This window comes from Paraglaciecola sp. L3A3 (assembly GCF_009796765.1).
In the GTDB taxonomy this organism is placed as follows: Bacteria; Pseudomonadota; Gammaproteobacteria; order Enterobacterales; family Alteromonadaceae; genus Paraglaciecola.
In genome coordinates, this window is record NZ_CP047023.1 from 4,499,153 (window position 1) to 4,521,015 (window position 21,863).

A 21,863-nucleotide genomic window follows, 5' to 3' on the forward strand; every position below is an offset into this window, starting at 1 on the left:
TGTTTCTTCTATTATTTAGTCGAATTTATTGATTGTATTAAGGCTGCAACCAATGAAGCTGCACGAGAAAATTCAAAGTCATTACAGGCATCAATAATTAATTTAATTTCAGTTGGTTTTAGTGCCCGTGAATTATGTAACTGCTCCAATAACTCTTCATTAAACTCATTATTGTTTATCGAACTTTCTAATTGACTCAAAATTATCTTAAGGTCTTCTAGTCCTATAGTTGTCACTTTATTATCGCTTGCCTCAGAATTCAAATTGCTTTCTTGCATTCGAGACACACTATCAGAGATAGATAAAAATAACGTCTCAATACTTTCAATCAGTTCTTTACTAACATCAAAATCTTTAACTGCACTGGCTTGCTCTAACTTTGCAAATAACTCCATTAAACTATTTAAAGCTAAATTACCCACCACCCCTTTAAATTTGTGAGCCACAGCTGAGATTCCTGTCCAATCATTTGTGAGCAATAATTCTCGAATCTGAATAATTTCTGATTTATTTCGCTCAATAAACCTTTTTATTTCAGTATATAAAGCTTGCTTCGAGCCCCACAATCCCACTCCTTTTTCGATATCAATTTTATGCAAATTTTGACTATTCGAGGGTAAAGGTTTTTTTACTCCATCTTGTATTTTTAAGACTTTTGCCATCTCATAATAAAGCTGAGAAAAATCAATAGGTTTATTAGAAAATCCATTCATTCCAGCTTCTTCGGCTGATATTTTGTCTTGCGGTAAAACACTGGCGGTAAGGGCTATAATAGGTATTTGTGGCCAATCATTTTGTTCTTCGAGTTGTCTTCTTTTTATGGCTGCTGTCAAACCATCCATCACTGGCATTTGAATATCCATTAACACCAAATCTATTGGATTATTTTGCATTTGTAATAAAGCTTGTTCACCATCCCGAGCTTCAATAATTTCATGACCATGACGTTTAAGTAATAGACTTAACAATTCTATATTTTGCTCAATATCATCGACCACTAACACACATAGCTTAGGTAACACTGGAAAGTTATTTTGAGGATCTGCACCTTCAGTAAACTCCACTGTTTTTAAAGGAATAACAAAACTAAATTCAGAGCCCTTTTGATACACACTAGTGGCAGAAATTTCGCCCCCCATCAGTTCAACCAGCTGTTTACTAATAGTGGTTCCCAGTCCTGTTCCTCCAAATCGGCGACTCATTGATTCATCTGCTTGCGAAAATGCATCAAAAATACAAGCTAACTGCTCTTCGGTCATACCAATGCCTGTGTCGACAATTGAAAATAAAAAAGTGTCATCACTCGATTTACTGACATTGAGTACCACACGACCACGCTCAGTAAATTTAATTGCATTACCTAACAGGTTGGTCAGTACTTGTCGAATACGATCAGGCGCACCGTTGTAATAACCTACAATGTCATCCGCAATATTTAAATCCAGTTGTAAGTCTTTACTTTTTGCTTGCAACCAAAGTGTTGAAATAACCGCATCTATTTCTTCAACCAGCAGAAAATCACGGTATTCGAGTTGAAATTTACCTTTGTCTAGCTTTGCACTATCTAAGACATCATTCAAAATATGCAACAAAGATTTGGCAGACTGGTTAATGGTTGTCAGATGTTTACGTTGAACTGGGTTGACGTTTTCATCTAATAATATATCACTGAAACCAATAACCGCATTCATCGGAGTACGAATTTCGTGACTCATATTAGCTAAAAATGCCGCGCGGCTTTCTGCTGCTTTTTCAGCAGTTTCTTTCGCTGTTACTAACTCGGACTCCATATGTTTGCGTTCACTAATATCCATAATAAAACCATCGAGATAATAGTCATCAGAATCGGTAACTTTAGATGCTCTGCCGTGACCTAGCATCCATTTGACATTGTTGTATCTGTCTATCAATCTAAATTCTAGCTTGAAGCCATTGTGGTCACGTAAATTGGTTTTCGCCACCATTTCCAAGTCATCAGGATGAACAAACTCACCTAAGCTACGTTTTGGGTCCGGTAATAAAAAGTCTTTGGCAGGGTAGCCGGTGATTTTTTCAACTTCGTCAGTAATAAATAAGTTTGGCCAACCAGGGGTATCAAGACAGCGATAAGCAATGCCTGGAATATTTGTTAATAATGAACGGATTTGCGCTTCGTTTTCACGCAAGGCAGCTTCCATTTTAACCCTCTCACGAAGATCTGAAATAAATGCCACAAACATGTGTTGGTTATTAAACTCTACATGGCCTATACCAAGACGCATGGGAATTTTATCACCTCTTTTAGTATTGGCTTCCACTTCTCGACCAGTACCAATTATTTTTGCTTCACGGGTTTTTATATAATTTTCAATGTATTGATCATGACTATGATGAAAAGGGGCTGGCACCAATATTTTCACATTTTGCCCCAACAGATCCTCTGACTCCCAACCTAACAGGGTTGTCACCGCTTTGTTAATACTGACAATAATGCCTCTAGAATCTATAGTAATAATTCCATCAACTGCAGTATCCATAATAGCTGTCAGTCTTTTTTCATTTTGACTCGATTTAGCAAAAATATCTTTGTATCTGAACACCACATTTAGGGCGATGGTTAAACCAATAATAAACATAGTTATTACGGTCAAGCCTAAAGCTAAATACAATGAGATATCATCAGTCTGAAGAGAAGCTTCTATACCCTCAGGTAAAACAAAACGTGCGGCAGCCATGCCAGTATAATGCATGCCAGAAATAGCCGCTCCCATGACACAACTTGAGATCACAATTTTAATTCTTTTGCTTAATTGCATTCCAAAGAATTTATCTAAACCAAAACTAATCCATAAAGATAATATGGCTAAGATAACCGCAACCAAAATTGACACACAAAACATAAAGAGGTCGTAACGTAGTAACGGGGCCATTTCCATAGCCGCCATTCCCACATAATGCATTGTCCCTATACCCCCGCCCACTAAAATCCCGCCCCAAATGAATTGGCTGATCCGAAGTTCGGACCGAATAATTAAATTTAAAGCCACCCAAGAAGCAGCAATTGCCGGTAAAATAGAAATAGCAGTTAAAGTAAACTCGTAGGAAACACTGGTACATAGCTGCAAAGCTAACATACCAATAAAATGCATAGACCAAACACCACCACCTAATGCAATGCTGCCGACTAATAGAGAAACATGTTTGCGTAATGAAGAAGAGCTTCTTATTGCCTGAAATGCAACCTGAAAGCCCATGAATGAAGCTGATATTGCAATCAACACTGATAATAAAACTAACCATACATTGTATGTAGAAGCAGCTAATAGGCTGCGATCAGAATATTGAAAAAGTTCTAAAATCAGGTCTAGCATAAGAAATAAGGCATCCAAAAGTGCAAAAAAAACAAATAAATTGATTCACTTGCTGATCATTATAAGCAAGTGCTGAATCATTTGTAGATTTTCTACCTTTAGCTAGAGCATTTGTAAATAATACTAATGTATAAAACATGGCAGACATGCCCTAAAATCAGGACATGTTAACCATTGGTGAACAGTCATAGAACATGAATGAGAAGCTTTTATCTATGCGCCACTGCAAACATCACTTCTTGGAAGTTTTTAGGTTTAGGCGCTATTTGAATTGGCATGTGCAAAGTTTTAGCTATGTCTAGTGCTGAAATCATACCGACGATTTCTTTATTAATTTGGGCAATCACTAATAAATAAGGTGTACCTTGCTCTTGCATAGTAGTTAATACATCACCAATCGTTGAATTCATCACATTTTGTAGCTGTACCCCAGTACATTGAAGTTTAGGCGTCATTAAACGAGCTATGGTTAGATCTCCTCTTGGAATTCCCAATTGGTTAGCAATACTTAATACTCGTGAGCTTTGTAAATCAGCTAAGGTAACTATACCAACAAATTGTTTTTGGCTATTTATTACCAATGCTTTACTCATATGAGTATTTTTAAGCAAATCAGTAGCTTGTTGAATAGACATATCATCAAACAACATTAAAGCAGTGTTATTTGAAAAATTAGCCATAATATCGATAGCAGGACTATCTAAATTTAGTGGGGCAGTCATAGATTGACTGTTGATTTCATAACCTTGTAGATCGCAAATGGGTAAATTTTTATAAGTCGACATAATGTGAACCTCTTTAAACTAAAATTAAACTGAATATAAAAAATTTTAAATAGGAATAATTTAGTTTAGAGGCGGAGCACGAACATTTATGGAGTAGTTATTAGCAGCTGGAATGTAATCAAAACAAAGAAAAGCCGACCTTTGACCAATAACAGCAGCGCAAATATTGTTTTTGTAAAGTATTGCTGGATCAGATGAATCATTGTCATCCAAGTTCAACTCTACACTATTCAACTCTACATTTACATTGGTGGCTACAAGACTAGAGTGGGAGTCATTTTTTGCAAAACTTTGCGATGAGAAAAGAAACAAAACACATATCATCAACACGCTAAATAGCGCCTTAGATATGTTACTAATGTCTCTTATGTACTGCATAAGTTTATTATCTCAAAGAAAATGTAAAGTTAATAAAAGATTGACCAACTAAATAAAGCTTAGTTCCAACTTTATTTAGTGTCGACAAATATTATGACAAAAAATCTGTGATTAAATTTATATATGAGGGCCAATTTTTATATTGCATCAGTAATACACAAACATTTACATATTGTACTGAATCTCATCTTCCCGAAATAAGCTCATCGCTTTGAATAAACCGCCAAACCATACCCACACCAATCGAATAAGTACTTGTTTCAGCAAACAATGGGCTTTCACTATTTGCTGACCCTGAAAGTAAAGACATCCCTGCGCCAACAAACACCCGCACATCATCAGTGGCATTAAAAGAAATACTGACTCCTAAGTTAGTCCCCATATAACCACCTTTTGCATCAAATGCTTGGCGCTCTGTAGTGACATCATTACTGTCGACTTGATAGAAATAGTCATGCAAGTCCTCAGTTGCCCATGAAGGGGAAAGATTAATTGATAAGGCGGTTTTTTCACTTAACCACCCCCTCTGCACATAAGCTAATTGGGGTTGAAAAACATATCCTCTATGATCAATGCCAGAAAAATCAGTAGAAAAAGCGGCACGGGCCTGCAAATTTAAAAATAATTCGGAGCGACCATGTTGAGCAAACTTAAAATCGGCAATACGCATTTTTAGTTGGGGTCCGACTTCGAAAATAAAATCCAAATCAGGCATACCTGCCCGTAATGTATTGTCATCGGAATTCGCTCCAAACGATGCGGCCATAGAAATATCTAGTTCATACCAACTTTTATCAACCGCTACCGCTCTAACAATAGAACCATCCCCCACCCTTACAACTTTACCGCGATACACCACATACGGAGAAGCGATAAAGTTATTTTTATTTTGATTCGAACCTGGGTATTCAGGAGTATTAAAAACTGCCGCAAAAGCCCCTACTTCCCATACTGGACGGAGATCATCTTCCATTTTGATATCTGCTTGAGCACACACTCCAAAACTAAATAATACGGAGATAAATAGGGCATTAATTTTTAGCAAAGTATTCTTTCCTTAATTGTTTGGAATAAACATATCAAGAATTTATAAGAAAGTAGTTACGTATTTATGTATCTAAAAGATCTTTTTTTCACAATTTTATTAAAAAAACCTTGAGATCAATTCCAGCAACCCCATCTCTGGACGCAGAACAAAGTTCTATTAATCAGAATTTTGGGTGGCTGAAGATTTGGTCGCTCAACTATCGGTTCGAATTATCGAGCCATCACAATATTAACATTGGAATTTTCGGAGATTTGAAAATGGCAATTCGTCCTTTAAACGATCGCGTTATCGTTAAACGTCAAGAACAAGAAAGTAAATCTGCGGGAGGCATAGTATTAACTGGCTCAGCAGCAGAAAAATCAACTCGCGGTAAAGTTATCGCTGTTGGCAATGGCCGTGTTTTAGACAACGGTGACGTTAAAGCTGTCGACGTAAAAATCGGCGACATCGTAATCTTTAACGATGGTTACGGGGTTAAAACTGAAAAGCTAGATGGCGAAGAAGTATTAATTCTTAGCGAAAATGACATTTTAGCAGTTGTTGAATAACCCAACCCATTAACCAAATTTTAGAGGAATAATTATCATGGCAGCTAAAGAAGTACGTTTTTCTGATGACGCTCGCGTAAAAATGTTAGCCGGTGTAAACATCCTAGCTAACGCAGTTAAAGTCACCCTTGGTCCTAAAGGCCGTCACGTTGTTTTAGACAAATCATTTGGCGCACCTACCATCACTAAAGATGGTGTATCGGTAGCCAAAGAAATCGAATTGGCAGATAAATTCGAAAACATGGGCGCACAGATGGTTAAAGAAGTTGCGTCTAAAGCTAATGACGAAGCTGGTGACGGAACCACAACTGCAACAGTATTAGCACAATCTATCGTAACTGAAGGTTTAAAATCAGTTGCTGCGGGTATGAACCCAATGGATCTTAAGCGTGGTATCGACAAAGCAGTTATCGCTGCCGTTGAACAGCTTAAACTTCTATCTGTTCCTTGTGCTGACAGCAAAGCTATCGCCCAAGTAGGTACTATCTCTGCAAACTCTGATTCAGAAGTAGGCGACCTTATCGCTGAAGCTATGGACAAAGTAGGCAAAGAAGGGGTTATTACCGTAGAAGAAGGTCAATCTCTACAAAACGAATTAGAAGTAGTTGAAGGTATGCAGTTCGACCGCGGTTACCTTTCTCCTTATTTCATGAACAACCAAGAAAATGGCAGCGTTGAATTAGACAACCCTTACATTCTTTTAGTAGATAAGAAAATATCTAACATCCGTGAACTACTTTCTACACTTGAAGCAGTAGCAAAAGCCTCTAAGCCTTTGTTAATTATTGCTGAAGACGTTGAAGGTGAAGCACTAGCGACGCTAGTTGTAAACAACATGCGTGGTATCGTTAAAGTTGCTGCGGTTAAAGCACCTGGTTTTGGTGACCGTCGTAAAGCCATGTTACAAGATCTTGCTACACTAACTGGCGGTACTGTGATTTCTGAAGAAATCGGTCTAGAACTTGAAAAAGTAACACTAGAAGACCTAGGTACAGCTAAACGTGTTGTTATCAACAAAGATAACACTACTGTTGTTGACGGTGCTGGTGACGAACAAGCTATTCAAGGCCGTGTTGCGCAAATTCGTGCACAAATCGAAGAATCAAGTTCTGACTACGACAAAGAGAAGCTTCAAGAACGTCTAGCTAAATTAGCTGGCGGTGTTGCAGTAATCAAAGTTGGCGCAGCCACAGAAGTTGAAATGAAAGAGAAAAAAGACCGTGTTGAAGATGCACTTCATGCAACTCGCGCAGCGGTTGAAGAAGGCGTAGTAGCCGGTGGTGGTGTGGCTCTAGTACGTGCAGCCTCTAAAATTGCTGACCTTAAAGGCGACAACGAAGACCAAACACACGGTATTAAATTATTATTACGTGCAATGGAATCTCCAATGCGTCAAATCGCAGCTAACGCTGGTGCAGAAGCATCTGTCGTGACTAACGCAGTGAAGAACGGCGCTGATAACTTCGGTTACAACGCTGGTAACGATACTTACGGCGATATGATCGAAATGGGTATTCTTGACCCAACTAAAGTAACCCGTTCAGCACTTCAGTTTGCTGCATCAATCGCAAGCTTGATGATCACCACTGAAGCTATGATCGCTGATGCTCCGGCAGATGATGCAGCGCCTGCAGGCGGCATGCCTGATATGGGCGGCATGGGTGGTATGGGCGGAATGGGCGGCATGATGTAATTGCAAGCGATTGCATAACATCTTGTAACGCTTCATAGCATTGCATAAAAACCCACAAACCTTTTGGTTTGTGGGTTTTTTCGGTTTTAGGCGCTGCATGTTATTGCATTCGGTTAAATATAACTGCAATTTCAGGGGGATAAGTTGGGGTATTAATTTGTTTGATTTCCACGCTAAATTTAATTTTTTACTGGTTTTGATATAAATGAGCCAATGTTCGCTTTGATTGTAACCTTTCAATCAAACTTGAATTATGCGCATACCGTGCGCATAATATGATGAATAGATGATTGGAGTGTTAATTATGAATATTTCTTTAGGTAAAGAATTCGAGCGAAGAATTACTGAAAAGGTATCTGCTGGCTTATATACCTCAGCAAGTGAAGTAATCCGTGATGGATTAAGAATGTTATTTGAAAAAGATGTTGCTAAAAACAAGCAACTTGAGATATTACGAGAAGAAGTAGCGAAAGGTTTTGAACAACTAGCTGCTGGCGAATTATCAAAGCACAGCGTAATGGATATATTTGAACAAGCCTCCCTTGCAGTAGATAGTAAGTCTACAAGTAAGCGTGCCAATGTCGAACTATAGGTTATCTCCTTTAGCCGAAGAGGATTTATTCAAAATAATTTCAACAACAATTGAATCTTGGGGAAGCGCACAAGCAAAGGTGTATGCTCAAACCATAGACTCAGCCTTATTGAAACTAGCTCAATACCCTGACTTCGGTAAGGAAAGAAGTGATGTATATAATGGTGCTAGAAGCTTTCCTGTAGAAAAACACATTGTGTTCTACCAAGTTAGTGATGAGGGTATTGATGTTGCTCGTATTCTTCATCAACGTATGGATCCCTCAAAACATTTTTAATGATTAAAAAATAGAGCGGACTTTGGTGAGAATATAATCATGCCTGAAAGCCATATTAACAAGCTTGCCAAAATAGATACCCGTCTTCAATTATTAAATGAAGAGCGGCTTGTTTTGCTTAATGATCGCCAAGCGTTAATAACGCAACATGAAGCTGAACTAGCTCAAAACTTTAATCTACACGCCTCTCCTGAATCTAAAATTGACCTTTTTCTTTCATATTTTAAAGGCCGGAACGATGTTTATCCATTTAGGTGGGAATCAAAAAATGGTAGAAGTGGTTATTCTCCCGCTTGTTGGAATGAGTGGCAGCCAAAAATTTGCAACAAACCAAAAATAAGTTGTACTGAATGTAAAAATCAGAGCTTTAAAGTACCCGACCATCAAGCTGTCTACGGACATTTAAAAGGCATTCAAACCATAGGTATCTACCCTCTATTAAGTGACAACTCAACGTGTTTACTTGCTGCAGATTTTGATAAAGAGGACTGGTTTGAGGCTACATCTGCATTTGCAACGACTTGCGAATCATTAAATATTCCCTATCTATTAGAACGTTCAAGAAGTGGTAACGGTGGCCATATATGGATCTTTTTCTCGGAAGCTGTAGCCGCTAGTGATGCTCGTCGATTAGGCAATGGTTTACTTCGTAAAACGATGGAACGCTATCCGTTACTATCATTTGATTGCTTCGATAGATTATTTCCTAATCAAGATATTATGCCAGAGGGGGGCTTTGGCAACCTGATTGCTTTACCACTACAGCTAGAGCCAAGAAAATATAACAATAGTGTTTTCATTAACGATGAAGGCGTACCTTATAATGATCAGTGGTCAATATTGGCAGCTACTCAAAAAGTGACTAAACCCCAGCTTCAATCAACGCTGAATCAACTAAATTCTTATATTGAAATAGCGTCTGAGGATATTGAAAAGAATGAACCATGGAATAAGCTTAACGGTAATGACATTATTAAGATCAACGATTGCCCAAAGAGTCTTACATTAACGCTAGCGGATCAGTTATATGTTCCAATCGCTAATTTACCCGGAAAGCTGACTTCTACGTTAAAGCATTGCGCAGTATTTTCTAATCCAGAGTTCTACAAACGACAAGCCTTACGGTTATCAACGATTGGTACAAGTCGATATATTTGTTCCGCACATATAGAAAATGGTTATTTAATTCTGCCACGAGGTTGCTTAGCCGAAGTTACTCGCATCATATCAGGCCAAACAATAGAGATTGAATACAGTGATAAACGTTTTGCAGGTAATCAACTCGAAAAGGTTAAGTTTACTGGCAAATTGAAAAGTCAGCAGAAGAAAGCTGTTGATGCTTTATTTTCACAAACCAATGGTATTTTTGTTGCGTCAACGGGCTTCGGTAAAACCGTTACAGGATTGGCTCTTGTCGCTAAAAGAAAGGTAAATACTTTAATATTGGTTCATAACCGACAGTTGGCGGAACAATGGCTTGAACGGATAAAGGTCTTCTTAACTAATGTGGAAGTAGGTTCATTGTTGGGAGGGAAGGATAAATTAACCTATGAAATTGATGTTGCTACTTATCAAAGCCTAGTTAGCCGTAATGGAATAGACATTAAACCTGTAATTGAAAAATATGGGCAAATATTAATAGATGAATGCCACCACTTGCCTGCATCAAACTATGAGTGTTTGATAAAGTCAGTGCATGCTAAATATATTCACGGATTTACGGCAACACCTAAACGCCAAGATGGTTTAGAAAAATTAATGCACTTCCAAATAGGCGCGGTTGTATATAAGGCAGCAAGCTCCATCAGTAGCTTTGAACAACATGTGAAGGTGGTTAAGACTGATACTAGTTTTCCTTTAGAATGGTTAATCCCTGATACTAAACCACATATATCTCAAGTGTATAAACACTTAGTTTGTGATCAAGCTAGAAATGAAATGATTGTTAACAGCATCAAGCAGTCCGTAAATAATGACAGATCAGTGATGGTGCTTACCGAAAGAAAAGAGCATATTGAATTACTTGCTAAATTGATGGCTGATAAGGGAATAAAGGTTGTTGAACTGCATGGCGGTATTTCAACAAAGCAAAGGCAAGAACGAATAACTTTCTTATCCAGTAAACCAAGTAATGATGAAGCTGTTGTTATCTTAGCTACAGGAAAATACGTTGGTGAAGGTTTTGATTTACCACATTTAGATACTTTATTTATAACATTACCAATAGCTTGGAAAGGCATTTTAGCGCAATACGCTGGACGAATTCAGCGAGAATGGAGTAGTAAAACTGTAATTCAAGTTTACGACTTTATTGATGATTTTCCGACATTACACCGTATGTGGAAGAAACGAGAAAAAGGTTATAAAGCACTAGGATATAAATTTAATGAACAGAAAAACTTAGATCTTTGATTTTATATTGAACATTACTCTTCAGTGTATGCAAAAAAACATAATTTCATTTAATTCAATAGGTTAGGTTGTACGCTGATTTCTAGGGGTATAAAATGGGGTATCACTACTAATACCCATATAACTAACCCAATAAAAACAAGTAGATATCTATCGGATGGGCAGCATGATGTAATTTATGCTAGTTTAAATTGCCTACTTCATCGTTGCTTTATAACTCGTTTAAGAAACACTAAACGTCCTCATAAAGCGCCTTGAACTAAACAATTTATCCTGCGCCTAAATAAGTCTAATCCCTTATTAAAGAAAAGCCCGAATAGCAATATTCGGGCTTTTTTTAGATTGCACTTACTTCAAAAGCTGATTTATCTGTATCGTTAGATCAGCCCCCATTAGGGCGGTTTGTTGAAGTAACAATAATCCAATTTTTATTTTGATAATTGCACAACTTCCGCTAATTTTTTGGCGTTACGCTGGCGGGCTCTGCTTTGATATACCATGCCAATTAACATAATAATGAGCATTGCTGCGAGTGCTTTCCAGATAAAATAATCTTCCTTGCCTTGTTGTTGTTCTTGCTTTTGTTGCTTTTCAAGTTTTTGGCCTTCAACTGGTTGTTCAGCACTTTGTTTAGAAGCTGCTTTTTGCAGAATTTTTTGAGCTGCCATATCTTCCATGGTTTTAGCTTGTTGCATGGGTTGTAATCCAAAACCTTTGGCTAATTCATTAGCATGTTCTCGTACTGCATCATTCATCACAATTAAGTCATATTTCTCAACCATTTCAATGTACTTTTCAACTATAGATTTTAAACGTTGCTCATCAGTGTCCCAATAATCTTTACGCTCGGCTTCTAACATACGTTCCATCATTTGCGCTAATGCGCCTGGGTTTACTTCTTTAAACCAGTCGTCTAAACCAATCTCTAGTTCATCGTTAATGTAGATATCAACAAATTCATCCCATTGGTCATTACGCACAACATTTGGATCAACGACTTGCCAGCCCCAAAAGTTATTGAGGTTACCAGCCATGGTGACTGCGCCACTGTAACCTTCTTTTTGCATCTCAGTTATCCAACGTTTATGGAAGTTACGGGTACGTAATTCTTTTGCAAGCATCTCTGCCGCCATTTCCATTTTAGCTTTTTTGACATTACGTAAATTACTGATCATCATTTCGGGACTCTTACCATCGATATTACGCACAGCTAACGCCAAAGAACCGAAATACTCAAATGGGTCGTCAGAGGTGATCATGCCGTAAAGATTAGAAGAGCGAGCAAATACCGCAACATCAGTACCCGATAACTGCTTGGCGTAAAGGTTATCGATTTTTTGACCCCAGCGGGATTTATCTGCACCAAAATAATGCCCCATGTTAGCCAAATAGTTATTGGCAATCTTTTTATCGGTTTCCCATGTGTTGCTGTTCATAATAGGTTCGTCAACACCAGAGCCATAGTCACCAAAGGTGTTTGAGAAAATACGCACACTTGATAAGTATTCTGCTTCTTCTTCATCTAGGCCTTCAGCCACTAATTCCGCTCTCACTTTTTGGCTGTTTTCTTTGATATGATTAGCCCAAATAGAGTTACTGTCTTCTTTAAGTTGAGACAATTCTTGAATCGCCTTAGCGAGTAATTCCATGACATTTGGAAATGCATCTCGATAAAGACCTGTTGCCGATAAGACAACATCAACACGTGGACGTTTCAGCTCGCTGTAAGGAATAATTTCAGTGCCTACTACCCGTCCATCAGGACTCCATTTCGGACGAAGCCCCATAGCATAAAGCGCCTGACTTTCTAACACGCCATAATGTCGCATAGCTTCAACTGACCATAATGAGAACGCCAGCTTGTCGGGATACTGCCCATGTTTTTTGTAGTAGTTGGCGATGATTTCTTCGACTAATTCACTACCTTGTTCAAACGCAGCTTTTGTTGGTAAACGTGATGGATCAAAACCAATTAGATTATAACCTGTGGGTAAGGATTCAGGATTACGCACAGGATCACCACCGTTTTTCGGCGCGATAAATTGGGAGTTTAAACCAGCCACTAAATTGTCTAACTCTTTAATGCCTATGAGGTTGTTATAGTAAGCTTGCGCTTTTTCAATGTAAGGCTTTATTTCATCACTTAGCTCGTCCATATCCGCTTTTCCAGCATTCACTACAAAGTCATGTAAGGTTTTATAGCCTGCGGTATTTTCTAAGTCTTCATTGATAAAGTGCATTAAACCGTCAGAAATATCATCGTGCGATTTAAGTTGTTCTCCTTCTTTTTCATCATGATTTTTTTCTTCATCACCGTGTTCATCATGATGGTGGTGATCTTCTAATTCGTAGTGTTCCTTTTCAAAATCAGAGGCAATACTTAAAAAATCTGTGCCTAACATTTGGCCTAAAGTTGAAATAACTAAGCGTTGCTCAGGCAATTCACCAAAACTATGCAAACCAAGGGGTTGATTTGAAGCGGCTAACTCTTCCAAGTAGCTGTGTAAGTCTTGTAAAAAGCGATCAAAGTCTTGATTGATTGTCGCTAAGTCGTAATTTAAGTCTTTACATAAGTTTTCTTTAATACAAAAGTCGATGATTTGCTGCTTAGTTTTTTCTTTTACGCCACCAGTATCAATGTGACGATACTGATCGACCAAGGTATGCATATCAGCCGTTACTCCTTGTAAACCTGCTGCCGCAAACGGTGGTGTCATATGACCGACAGTAATGGCGTTACCTCGACGTTTCGCCTGCATGGCTTCGCCAACATCATCAACTATATATGGATACATAATAGGCAGTGTGCCTGTTGACAAATTTGCACCATCGTACCGAGATAAGCCACGATCTTTACCCGGTAAATATTCATGTGTACCGTGCGTTCCTAAATGAATAAATGCATCACTCTGCCAATATTCACGCGCATAAAAATAAGCGGCTAAATAATAATGATTCATTGGAACTTTAGTGTCGTGATATAAACCTTGCTCTTTATCGGCACTGTCGCCGCGCGGCGGCTGGCGTAATACCAACATATTGCCATTTCTAATACGCGGAATAATAAAATAGTGCTTACCATCGCGAATAGTCACCATAAAGTTATCTTCTGGCTGTCCCCATTTTTCATTGATGCTAGCAACGGTTGCTTGTGGCGCAGACGCTAACCAATTTTTATAATCGGCAACAGGTAGCAACTCGGCTAAGTCATCCTTTAATAAGGCTTCTAATTCAAAATCGCGATAAAAAGGATTAAGAATACGGTCGACACGGTCAATAAAGTACTGAGCATCAACTTTGTCAATGGCATACCCTTCGTCGTTTAAGCGGTGGCTGATGGCCTGTAAACTTTCAGGTACGTTTAAAAAAGATGCGCCCATGTCTCGGTCCCCCCAAAACATAGTGGTGAGTTTTTTATCGGCGTTATTCATGTTGGCTAATTTGGCATAGTTGAGAGAGCGTTCGATAAGAAAATCTAGTTGATAATCAATCACCTCAACTTTTTGTTCACGGTGATTCATCGCGGCAACAATAGTTGGGTCGATGGCACCAGCCGACTCAGGTAGTACTAACATAAAAGACATCATGCCTGATGAAATACCTTCGGAGCTTGCTTCCCAGGCTTTTTGGTCGCCATCGTAATACGTTAAAGCCTGCACCACTGGCACACCAAAAGCTTCAAACTCGGCTTTGCGTTTACTTGCCCAGTGAATATTACGAAAGTTAATGATTAAGTCGACTTCGGTTTGCTTGCTACCATCGCCACGTTCTAATTGTAATAGGTGTGAATAATCGCCACTGCGCGGACTTAGTTCAAAAAAGAAGGGCACAACATAAGCGCCTTTGGCTTCTAATCGATTGATGGTTTCATCAATAACGGTAGTTTGCTCGGTTTCAATTGAGGCGCGTTGCATTAATAAGGCTATTTTAGTTTGCCCAGCAGATGGTGCCGACCATTTATGATAACTAGTTAATGAAGGACTCATTAAGTCGGGCTGTTTAGGATGATATATTCCTTGAGTTGGAAAAATAAGTGGCTTGACTACGGCTATTTTCTTGGGGTTTTCACGCTTTAATATATCAAAAGCAATAAAATTTAACATGTTCGTTAAATTTTTACGGCCGGCATTTTTCCAATAACTTTGCAATGCTTGTTGCTGTGGTTGTGACAAACCTTGTTGCGCGGCTTGGTTTTCTAGCCAATTAAGCGCTATGAACTTAGTCGAGAGCTCAGCAGACACTTTACTAATTGAAGGTATGTATCCTTCAAATGTTTGTTTGGCAAATCGGCTCGACACTGCGTCAAGCACCACTAAATCATATTCAGAAAATAGCTTTTCTGCTATCACCATATCTTTTATGTCTTTGGCTGATTTTTGCTCAACAGTAAAATGTACATTATTTTGTTGTGTGGTGCTTTCTGCCGCGACTGTTTTTAAAAGCTTAACTTTGGCTTTATTCGAGTGCGCAGCACTAATAAATAGGATTTTATTATCTTGGGTGTTTTTTTGTGTTTCAGCCATTATAGCGTAAGGTAAACAAGTGCTTAGCAAGGCAATGACAGTTAAAAATAGTTTCATTTTGAGTTTTATAACCTATACATTTAAGATGATATTTTGTTAGAGCAACAGTAACTGTGCGTAAAACCAAGTTGTTAAATCTTTTTATTCTGCTACGTAGATGATTGAACCGTCTGTCATCTCATAAGCTGTTCCTGCTTTTTTACCTGAACCGCTACCGGTTTGGCCTTGGCTTTTAAAGCTTTCAATTTTATTGCCTTTTTTCACGATAATTTCCATATTCTCTTTGCCTTCGTTTTTGATAACAGTCACATCTTCAGTCATAAAAGGGTTAAGGGGATTTTGTGCGATGGTAATAAGCAAGGCAGCAACTAGCACCAAGAATACGTCAACCAAATTCACCACTGAAAGCGCAGGGTTGATGCCTTCATCTTCATCAAGCAGCTTCATTCTGTTGACCTTTTGCATATTCAAATTGAGCTTTGATTTGTGCTTGCTTAGACTCTTCAAGTAAAGGCGTTAACGCTACCAACTCCTCAGCTAACCAACGCTTTTTCACTGAAGCGATCCAAAATGTAATTGAGGCGATAACCAAGCCAAAAATTACTGCAGAGAAAGCAACAATTAGGTTTTCACTGATACCTTGAATGTTGCCGTCGGCTAAGCCTTTAAGTGCAGGTCCCATTGGCACCATTGTGGCGATTAAACCTAACATGGGTGCTAAACGGCTGACGTTACGCACCCCTTCTAGTTCACCTAAAGCGGCAACATCTAGTTGGTCTTTGCTGACTTTAGGATGGTGGTTGGCTAATTCAGCTAATGGATAACCAGCTAAGTTTAATGACTGATTATCCACAAGCTCGCTATTTAATAACTGATAAAAATGCGATTTGTTATTTTTACGCTGGACGATTTGCATTACATACTGACCGGTAGCAAATAATGCGTAAATGAATAATGCGGCGATTAAAATAAGTACCGGAGCCATAAAAAAATCAGACAATTGATACATTAAAAATTCGAGTTGCTGGATCACTGTGTGCCTACTTAAAATATTGATTAAGAAACGCTTACCTCCCTGTAAGCGAATTTAAAATTAAATTATTGAGCTACTAAAGCTTCTGTACGGAAGGAAATGCTGCCTGAAGTGCTTTCTTCGTCGTAATAACTGAGCATTTGCAATTTATATGTAGCGCTATCTGTTTTAATTAAATAGATACCGTATTGTGAATATATCCCATGAGGAATGCCGCCTTCGATGTTATAGGCGTACCAAGGCGTTGCATCGAAAGCCTTTTCTGTATAAGTGTTTGCTTTAAAGCTATGGTAGGGTAATGCTTCCGCTGAAATACCTGTAATTTCGTTAGTGAAATCTTGCAGTGCTGTTGCATCATCAGCAATATCCATTTCAAAATCTGAGCCGGTATTAGCTTCATTACATATAAATGAAAGATCCCAATTATCGTTTTCTGTCACAACGGTTGCGGTGCCAAAATCAACATATACCATGTCACCTAAACCACATTCTGTTACTAAATCAACCAGTAATGGACTTTCGGCACCGAACAAATCAGCGTCATCTTGATTGGCTATTTGCAAAGTAATGTCGCTCATAGCGAAACCAACTTGTGTTAATGCTGACACTCGGTATTTAGTTAACTGGTCGTCTGAGTTAACAATAAAGTATTTATCATCTGCGGCGCTTACTTGATGAGTAACGGGATCATAGTTGTAAAAATCACTAATAATGTTAAACATTTCATCGGCGATAAACATGCTAGTATCCGCAGGTACATCGGTTATGCTCACACTGTCAAATGCCGCTAGTTCTGTTTCAGGAGTGGCATTTAAAAATTTATCTGCAACGGGCGTTTCACCGTCCCAAAAGTCGGTATTATTTCCGGTAAAATAGGCTGTAACAGGACTGTCGTTATTTGCGTTATTTAAATAAACACCGGTGCGTTTGAAAGCTATATCCCAGCTAGTATCTGTAGCGGCTTGCTCTTCAGTTAAACTCACTACAGTCATGGTCTCTAAATCAAAATAAGCATAGTTTGGCTCAGCAACACTGCCTGTAGCTAAAGGGCCGTACACATTACTTGGTTCTTCAGGGATAACATTTGTATCATCTGAAGAGCTTCCACCACACGCGGTGAGTAACATTGAGCCAGATAACACAGCGATCGCAAATTTATTGTTCATTATTTTCTCCAAGAATTTAATATTTTTTAGCCGCTAAGTAATGCGACATATTGATAAGGGTTAAGGTTTAAGGTTTAAAACTGGTAACTTGCGCCTATTGAAATAAAGCGGCTAGAAATAGGTCGGGCGTCAAACTTTAGTGCTTGCTGTGCTGATAAGTTCGCATGTTGATCAAAAATGTTTTCAATGGAAAAGCGTAAAGTTAATTGCTCTGTGTATTGCCAGGAAGATTTAAAATCTATGGTTAACCAGCTGTTGTTTTCTTCACCATTGGTAAATTGCTCGTTATCAAATGCTTCGTCTATTTGGTAAACAGCGTAAAGAACGGCATCGATACCTGCATTAATATCGCTATAACCTAGGTTAGTTTTTATTTGGTGATATGGGCGAGTTTCTAATCGTTTGTCGTTACCATCACGTGCATCTAAATAGCTGTAGTTTATTTGACTGAACCAGTAATCAAATTGTGTCTCAAAGCTGAGTTCAAACCCTTGCAGGGTCGCTTCTTTGATATTCCCATAAACAGAAATATCTAAGTCTTCGTCTATTGATTTTTCTAGGTCGGTAAATAAGTCAATTAAGTTGTCAGCTTTGGTATAATGAACGTTCAACTCGCTTCTCAACTCAAAATTACCCAGCCAATTAGAATCAATGGTTGATTGATAAGTAAGGGTTGAATTGAATGACAATGACTCTTCAGGTTTTAAGTCTTCGTTACCATAAACTTTGTAACCTAGTGCACTGTGATCAAATTGGTAAAAACGTTCTTTTAAGGTAGGTACTCGATAACCTTGACCGACACCTAATCTCCATTTTAGGCTGTCTGTTTTTTCGTTGAGTAAATCGTACATTGCGCTTAAACGTAATGCACCATGGCCGCCAAAATCTGAATCGTCTTGAACGCGAATGCCAAATAAGTATTGTTCGTCGTCGTAGATCCAATTTAATTGACTGAATGCCTCAACGCTGCGACGTGATTTATTATCAATTTCAGCGACATCAGATTTTAAGTTAATTTGCGCAAGCGTGTCGAAGTGTATAAGCCCACCCGCCACTAATTCTAAGCCGGCATCATCTGTTACTTTAGGAGCGGACCATACATATTGACCATTAACTTCATATAAACCAATATCGGCTTTGCGTAATGTCGATGACCCACTTGTTTCTTCATGTTCGACTAAACGAGTATTTAGTTTCCAGCTGGTATCGGCAATTTCATGCTTATGCTTGTTAAAAACGGCTTTACCTATGCCTAAGTCAACTTGGTAGCGTTCAACATCAGAGATGTAATAGTTATTTATATTTTGACCGGGAATAATTCCAACCGCTTTTTGTTTTTCTTCTTTGAAATACTGCGTTTCTGCATTAATCGTTAGGTTATTAAAGGCTCCATTAGTACCAAGATTTAAAAATATTTTATCTAATTTGCCTGCAGGTGTGCTGGTATGATCGTTATCGTAATCAAAACTTGGTGAATGTTTTAGCGACAGGTTAAGATGATTATTCCAATCGCCAGTCATCACATTACCGTTGATGGTCACTAAATGGCTTAATGATTCATCGTCAACAGTGTTGTTAGTAAAACGGCCTATTTCAACACCAATTTTTAAACGGTTTTCGTTAAATTTGCGGGTGATGATATTAATCACCCCGCCCATTGCGGAACTCCCGTACATGACTGACGCGGCACCACGTATAACTTCAATTTGTTGAATATCTTGAGCGCTGATCTGATCCAAATCAACTGCAGCACCAGTAGGTGCAACTAGTGGTTGGCCATTTAACAATACTAATACGTTATCACCATCAAACCCTTGCATTTGCACGCTATAACCATCTTTTTCATTGCGTACAACTACTACTCCGGGCACAAAGTTTAACGCTTGTGCGACAGTACCTTGGGATAATAATCCAACTACGGCACCGTCGATAACATCAACTGAAATAGGCGAGTTAGATAAAAGTTTAGGGGTTCGGGTACCTGTAACAACAATTGTTTCACTATGTGAGAACTCTCTGCTGTCAACCTCTGTTTTCGTATTGTTGGCATTAACCAAGTTACTGAAAAGTCCTAAATTCAGCACGGTAACAATGGCTAAATAATAATGTGTTTTCACTTAATATACACTACCTGTAAATGATAATTATTCGCAATTGAAACAGTGTACAATGAGGAGCTCCTTAATTGCAAGTGCGAATCATTATCATTTGCTTTGGTGCGAAATAAAGGTTTTGAACTACAGACGTAATTTCGACAAAATAAAGACAAGAACGAATCCCCCCTCCTATCCAGTAAACCAAACAATGATGAGCCTGTTGTTATCTTAGCTACAGGGAAATATGTTGGCGAAAGTTTTGATTTACCCCATTTAGACACTTTATTTATAACGCTGCCAATAGCTTGGAAAGGATTTTTAGCGCAATATGCTGGACGAATTCAGCGAGAATAGAGCAGTAAAACTGTTATTCAAGTTTACGATTTCATTGATGATTTCTCGACGCTACAACGTATGTGGAAGAAACAAGGAAAAGGTTACAAAGCGTTAGGATATGAATTTAATGAACAGAATACTTTGGAGTTTTGATCTTGTTTCCAAATACAATCGTTATCACATTAACTCATTAAAATTCAATGAGTTAAATAGAACTCTTGGTGGTTAGTGGTACAAAGTGGATTGTCATTACTTTACCCCATACAAATAACTTTATAAAAACAAGTACTTACACTGCACATGTCGGAATGATGTAACTGGTCTAAAACGTCGATTACTGCGTTGTTATTTCGCTCACGTACATACAACAATACGCTACGCTCATAACACTTTTACTAAACGTTTTATTCTGCGTAAAACATAACGCTTTTTTACCCACGTAAAAATCGAAAAGCCCGAATAGCAATATTCGGGCTTTTTATTCGTTTTCATCAATATACAGCTAACTAGTTAATTCTTTTCGGATTATTGCTGCGCCTGCACTTAAAGCCTGTAACTTTCTCCTTGCTACATCACGAGATAACGGAGCCATGCCACAGTTAGTGCATGGGTAGAGCTTATCTGCATCAACATACTTAAGAGCTTCTCGTAGGGTATTGGCGACTTCCTCTGGTGTTTCAATAGTATCGGTTGCCACATCAATGGCACCTACCATTACTTTTTTACCGCGGATCAGTTCAAGTAATTCGATTGGCACGTGAGAGTTATGACATTCTAGGGAAATAATATCGATATTAGATTTTTGCAGTTTTGGAAAAGCTTGCTCGTATTGTCGCCATTCAGATCCCAGTGTTTTTTTCCAATCGGTATTGGCTTTAATGCCATAACCATAACAAATATGTACTGCTGTTTCACACTTAAGTCCTTGAATAGCTCGCTCTAAACAAGCAATCCCCCAATCATTCACCTCATCAAAAAACACATTAAAGGCAGGCTCATCAAATTGGATAATATCAACCCCTACTGCCTCTAATTCTTTGGCTTCTTGATTCAGGATTTTAGCAAATTCCCACGCAAGTTTTTCGCGACTATGATAATGGTCATCATAAAGGGTATCTATCATTGTCATAGGGCCTGGTAGTGCCCATTTAATCGGCTGCTTGGTTTGCTGCCGTAAAAGCTTAGCATCTGCCACAAAAACCGACTTAGGCCGAGAAACTGGGCCAACCACTGTTGGGACATTGGCATCGTAACGATCACGGATCTTAACGGTTTTACGCTTTTCAAAATCAACACCGCTCAGGTGCTCAACAAATGTCGTCACAAAATGTTGCCGGGTTTGCTCGCCGTCACTGACAATATCAATGCCCGCTTGTTGTTGTTCTTGCAATGACACACGTAAGGCATCGTGTTTACCGTCAATTAATTCCTGTCCCTGCAATTTCCATGGTGACCAAAGCGCTTTGGGTTGTGCCAGCCACGAAGGCTTAGGTAAACTGCCTGCCGTTGATGTAGATAGAATATTTTTCGAAATATGGGGCTTCACCCTGTGTTTCTCTATAGTCGATGTGTTCATAATAAATGCTGCTATACCTGTGTATTCATTAAAGATTGCTGATTAATCCG

14 protein-coding genes are annotated in these 21,863 nt (G+C 38.6%); 5 read left to right on the forward strand and 9 right to left on the reverse strand.

The genetic code is table 11. From position 1 onward, the window contains the following. Nucleotides 1–11: 11 nt before the first annotated feature. The 3 genes from GQR87_RS18620 to GQR87_RS18630 all read right to left on the reverse strand — a co-directional run bounded on the left by GQR87_RS18620 (nucleotide 12) and on the right by GQR87_RS18630 (nucleotide 5,558). On the reverse strand, nucleotides 12–3,350 hold the full coding sequence (locus tag GQR87_RS18620) for an MHYT domain-containing protein (RefSeq protein WP_158971973.1): 3,339 nt from the start codon (nucleotides 3,348–3,350) through the stop codon (nucleotides 12–14). A gap of 209 nt (nucleotides 3,351–3,559) precedes the next feature. Then, nucleotides 3,560–4,135 (reverse strand): CBS domain-containing protein, encoded by a 576-nt coding sequence (locus GQR87_RS18625; RefSeq protein ID WP_158971975.1) that lies wholly within the window; start codon nucleotides 4,133–4,135, stop codon nucleotides 3,560–3,562. A gap of 562 nt (nucleotides 4,136–4,697) precedes the next feature. Next, on the reverse strand, nucleotides 4,698–5,558 hold the full coding sequence (locus tag GQR87_RS18630; RefSeq protein ID WP_233267317.1) for a MipA/OmpV family protein: 861 nt from the start codon (nucleotides 5,556–5,558) through the stop codon (nucleotides 4,698–4,700). Between the two features lie 260 nt (nucleotides 5,559–5,818). Between GQR87_RS18630 and GQR87_RS18635 the strand changes: the two genes are divergently transcribed. From GQR87_RS18635 to GQR87_RS18655, 5 genes are all read left to right on the forward strand, one after another. Continuing rightward, nucleotides 5,819–6,109 carry a co-chaperone GroES gene (locus GQR87_RS18635; RefSeq protein WP_158971977.1) on the forward strand — a complete coding sequence of 97 codons (291 nt, stop codon included), beginning with the start codon at nucleotides 5,819–5,821 and terminating at the stop codon, nucleotides 6,107–6,109. 37 nt (nucleotides 6,110–6,146) lie between these two features. Beyond that, on the forward strand, nucleotides 6,147–7,802 hold the full coding sequence (gene groL, locus GQR87_RS18640) for a chaperonin GroEL (RefSeq protein ID WP_158971979.1): 1,656 nt from the start codon (nucleotides 6,147–6,149) through the stop codon (nucleotides 7,800–7,802). 304 nt (nucleotides 7,803–8,106) lie between these two features. Then, nucleotides 8,107–8,394, forward strand: a complete 288-nt coding sequence (locus GQR87_RS18645) for a type II toxin-antitoxin system ParD family antitoxin (RefSeq protein WP_158971981.1) — start codon at nucleotides 8,107–8,109, stop codon at nucleotides 8,392–8,394. Continuing rightward, a complete protein-coding gene (locus GQR87_RS18650) occupies nucleotides 8,381–8,671 on the forward strand; it encodes a type II toxin-antitoxin system RelE/ParE family toxin (protein ID WP_233267318.1) in 291 nt (96 codons plus the stop codon). The genes GQR87_RS18645 and GQR87_RS18650 overlap by 14 nt, the downstream gene beginning before the upstream one ends. 39 nt (nucleotides 8,672–8,710) lie before the next feature. After that, entirely contained in the window at nucleotides 8,711–11,083 is a 2,373-nt protein-coding gene (locus GQR87_RS18655; protein WP_158971985.1) for a DEAD/DEAH box helicase family protein, read from the forward strand. A 428-nt stretch (nucleotides 11,084–11,511) separates the two neighbouring features. Here GQR87_RS18655 and GQR87_RS18660 read toward each other — a convergent pair whose 3' ends face one another. The 6 genes from GQR87_RS18660 to GQR87_RS18685 all read right to left on the reverse strand — a co-directional run bounded on the left by GQR87_RS18660 (nucleotide 11,512) and on the right by GQR87_RS18685 (nucleotide 21,813). After that, nucleotides 11,512–15,663, reverse strand: coding sequence for a cobaltochelatase subunit CobN (locus GQR87_RS18660; RefSeq protein WP_158971987.1), 4,152 nt, complete (start codon nucleotides 15,661–15,663; stop codon nucleotides 11,512–11,514). An 84-nt stretch (nucleotides 15,664–15,747) separates the two neighbouring features. After that, nucleotides 15,748–16,053 (reverse strand): DUF2149 domain-containing protein, encoded by a 306-nt coding sequence (locus tag GQR87_RS18665; protein ID WP_158971989.1) that lies wholly within the window; start codon nucleotides 16,051–16,053, stop codon nucleotides 15,748–15,750. Further along, nucleotides 16,040–16,639: a MotA/TolQ/ExbB proton channel family protein gene (locus GQR87_RS18670; protein WP_158971991.1), complete on the reverse strand. Its 600-nt coding sequence runs from the start codon at nucleotides 16,637–16,639 to the stop codon at nucleotides 16,040–16,042. Before GQR87_RS18670 ends, GQR87_RS18665 begins: the two co-directional genes overlap by 14 nt. Before the next feature lie 65 nt (nucleotides 16,640–16,704). After that, on the reverse strand, nucleotides 16,705–17,805 hold the full coding sequence (locus GQR87_RS18675) for an HmuY family protein (protein WP_158971993.1): 1,101 nt from the start codon (nucleotides 17,803–17,805) through the stop codon (nucleotides 16,705–16,707). Between the two features lie 74 nt (nucleotides 17,806–17,879). Next, a complete protein-coding gene (locus GQR87_RS18680; protein ID WP_158971995.1) occupies nucleotides 17,880–19,922 on the reverse strand; it encodes a TonB-dependent siderophore receptor in 2,043 nt (680 codons plus the stop codon). An 817-nt stretch (nucleotides 19,923–20,739) separates the two neighbouring features. Next, a complete protein-coding gene (locus GQR87_RS18685) occupies nucleotides 20,740–21,813 on the reverse strand; it encodes a methionine synthase (protein ID WP_158971997.1) in 1,074 nt (357 codons plus the stop codon). Nucleotides 21,814–21,863: the final 50 nt, after the last annotated feature.

Excerpts from the sequence above, each read along its gene's own strand:
- GQR87_RS18620 (WP_158971973.1), bottom strand. The coding sequence starts at position 3,350 with ATGCTAGACCTGATTTTAGAACTTTTTCAATATTCTGATCGCAGCCTA.
- GQR87_RS18625 (WP_158971975.1), bottom strand. The coding sequence starts at position 4,135 with ATGTCGACTTATAAAAATTTACCCATTTGCGATCTACAAGGTTATGAA.
- GQR87_RS18635 (WP_158971977.1), top strand. The coding sequence starts at position 5,819 with ATGGCAATTCGTCCTTTAAACGATCGCGTTATCGTTAAACGTCAAGAA.
- groL (WP_158971979.1), top strand. The coding sequence starts at position 6,147 with ATGGCAGCTAAAGAAGTACGTTTTTCTGATGACGCTCGCGTAAAAATG.
- GQR87_RS18645 (WP_158971981.1), top strand. The coding sequence starts at position 8,107 with ATGAATATTTCTTTAGGTAAAGAATTCGAGCGAAGAATTACTGAAAAG.
- GQR87_RS18650 (WP_233267318.1), top strand. The coding sequence starts at position 8,381 with ATGTCGAACTATAGGTTATCTCCTTTAGCCGAAGAGGATTTATTCAAA.
- GQR87_RS18655 (WP_158971985.1), top strand. The coding sequence starts at position 8,711 with ATGCCTGAAAGCCATATTAACAAGCTTGCCAAAATAGATACCCGTCTT.
- GQR87_RS18660 (WP_158971987.1), bottom strand. The coding sequence starts at position 15,663 with ATGAAACTATTTTTAACTGTCATTGCCTTGCTAAGCACTTGTTTACCT.
- GQR87_RS18665 (WP_158971989.1), bottom strand. The coding sequence starts at position 16,053 with ATGAAGCTGCTTGATGAAGATGAAGGCATCAACCCTGCGCTTTCAGTG.
- GQR87_RS18675 (WP_158971993.1), bottom strand. The coding sequence starts at position 17,805 with ATGAACAATAAATTTGCGATCGCTGTGTTATCTGGCTCAATGTTACTC.
- GQR87_RS18685 (WP_158971997.1), bottom strand. The coding sequence starts at position 21,813 with ATGAACACATCGACTATAGAGAAACACAGGGTGAAGCCCCATATTTCG.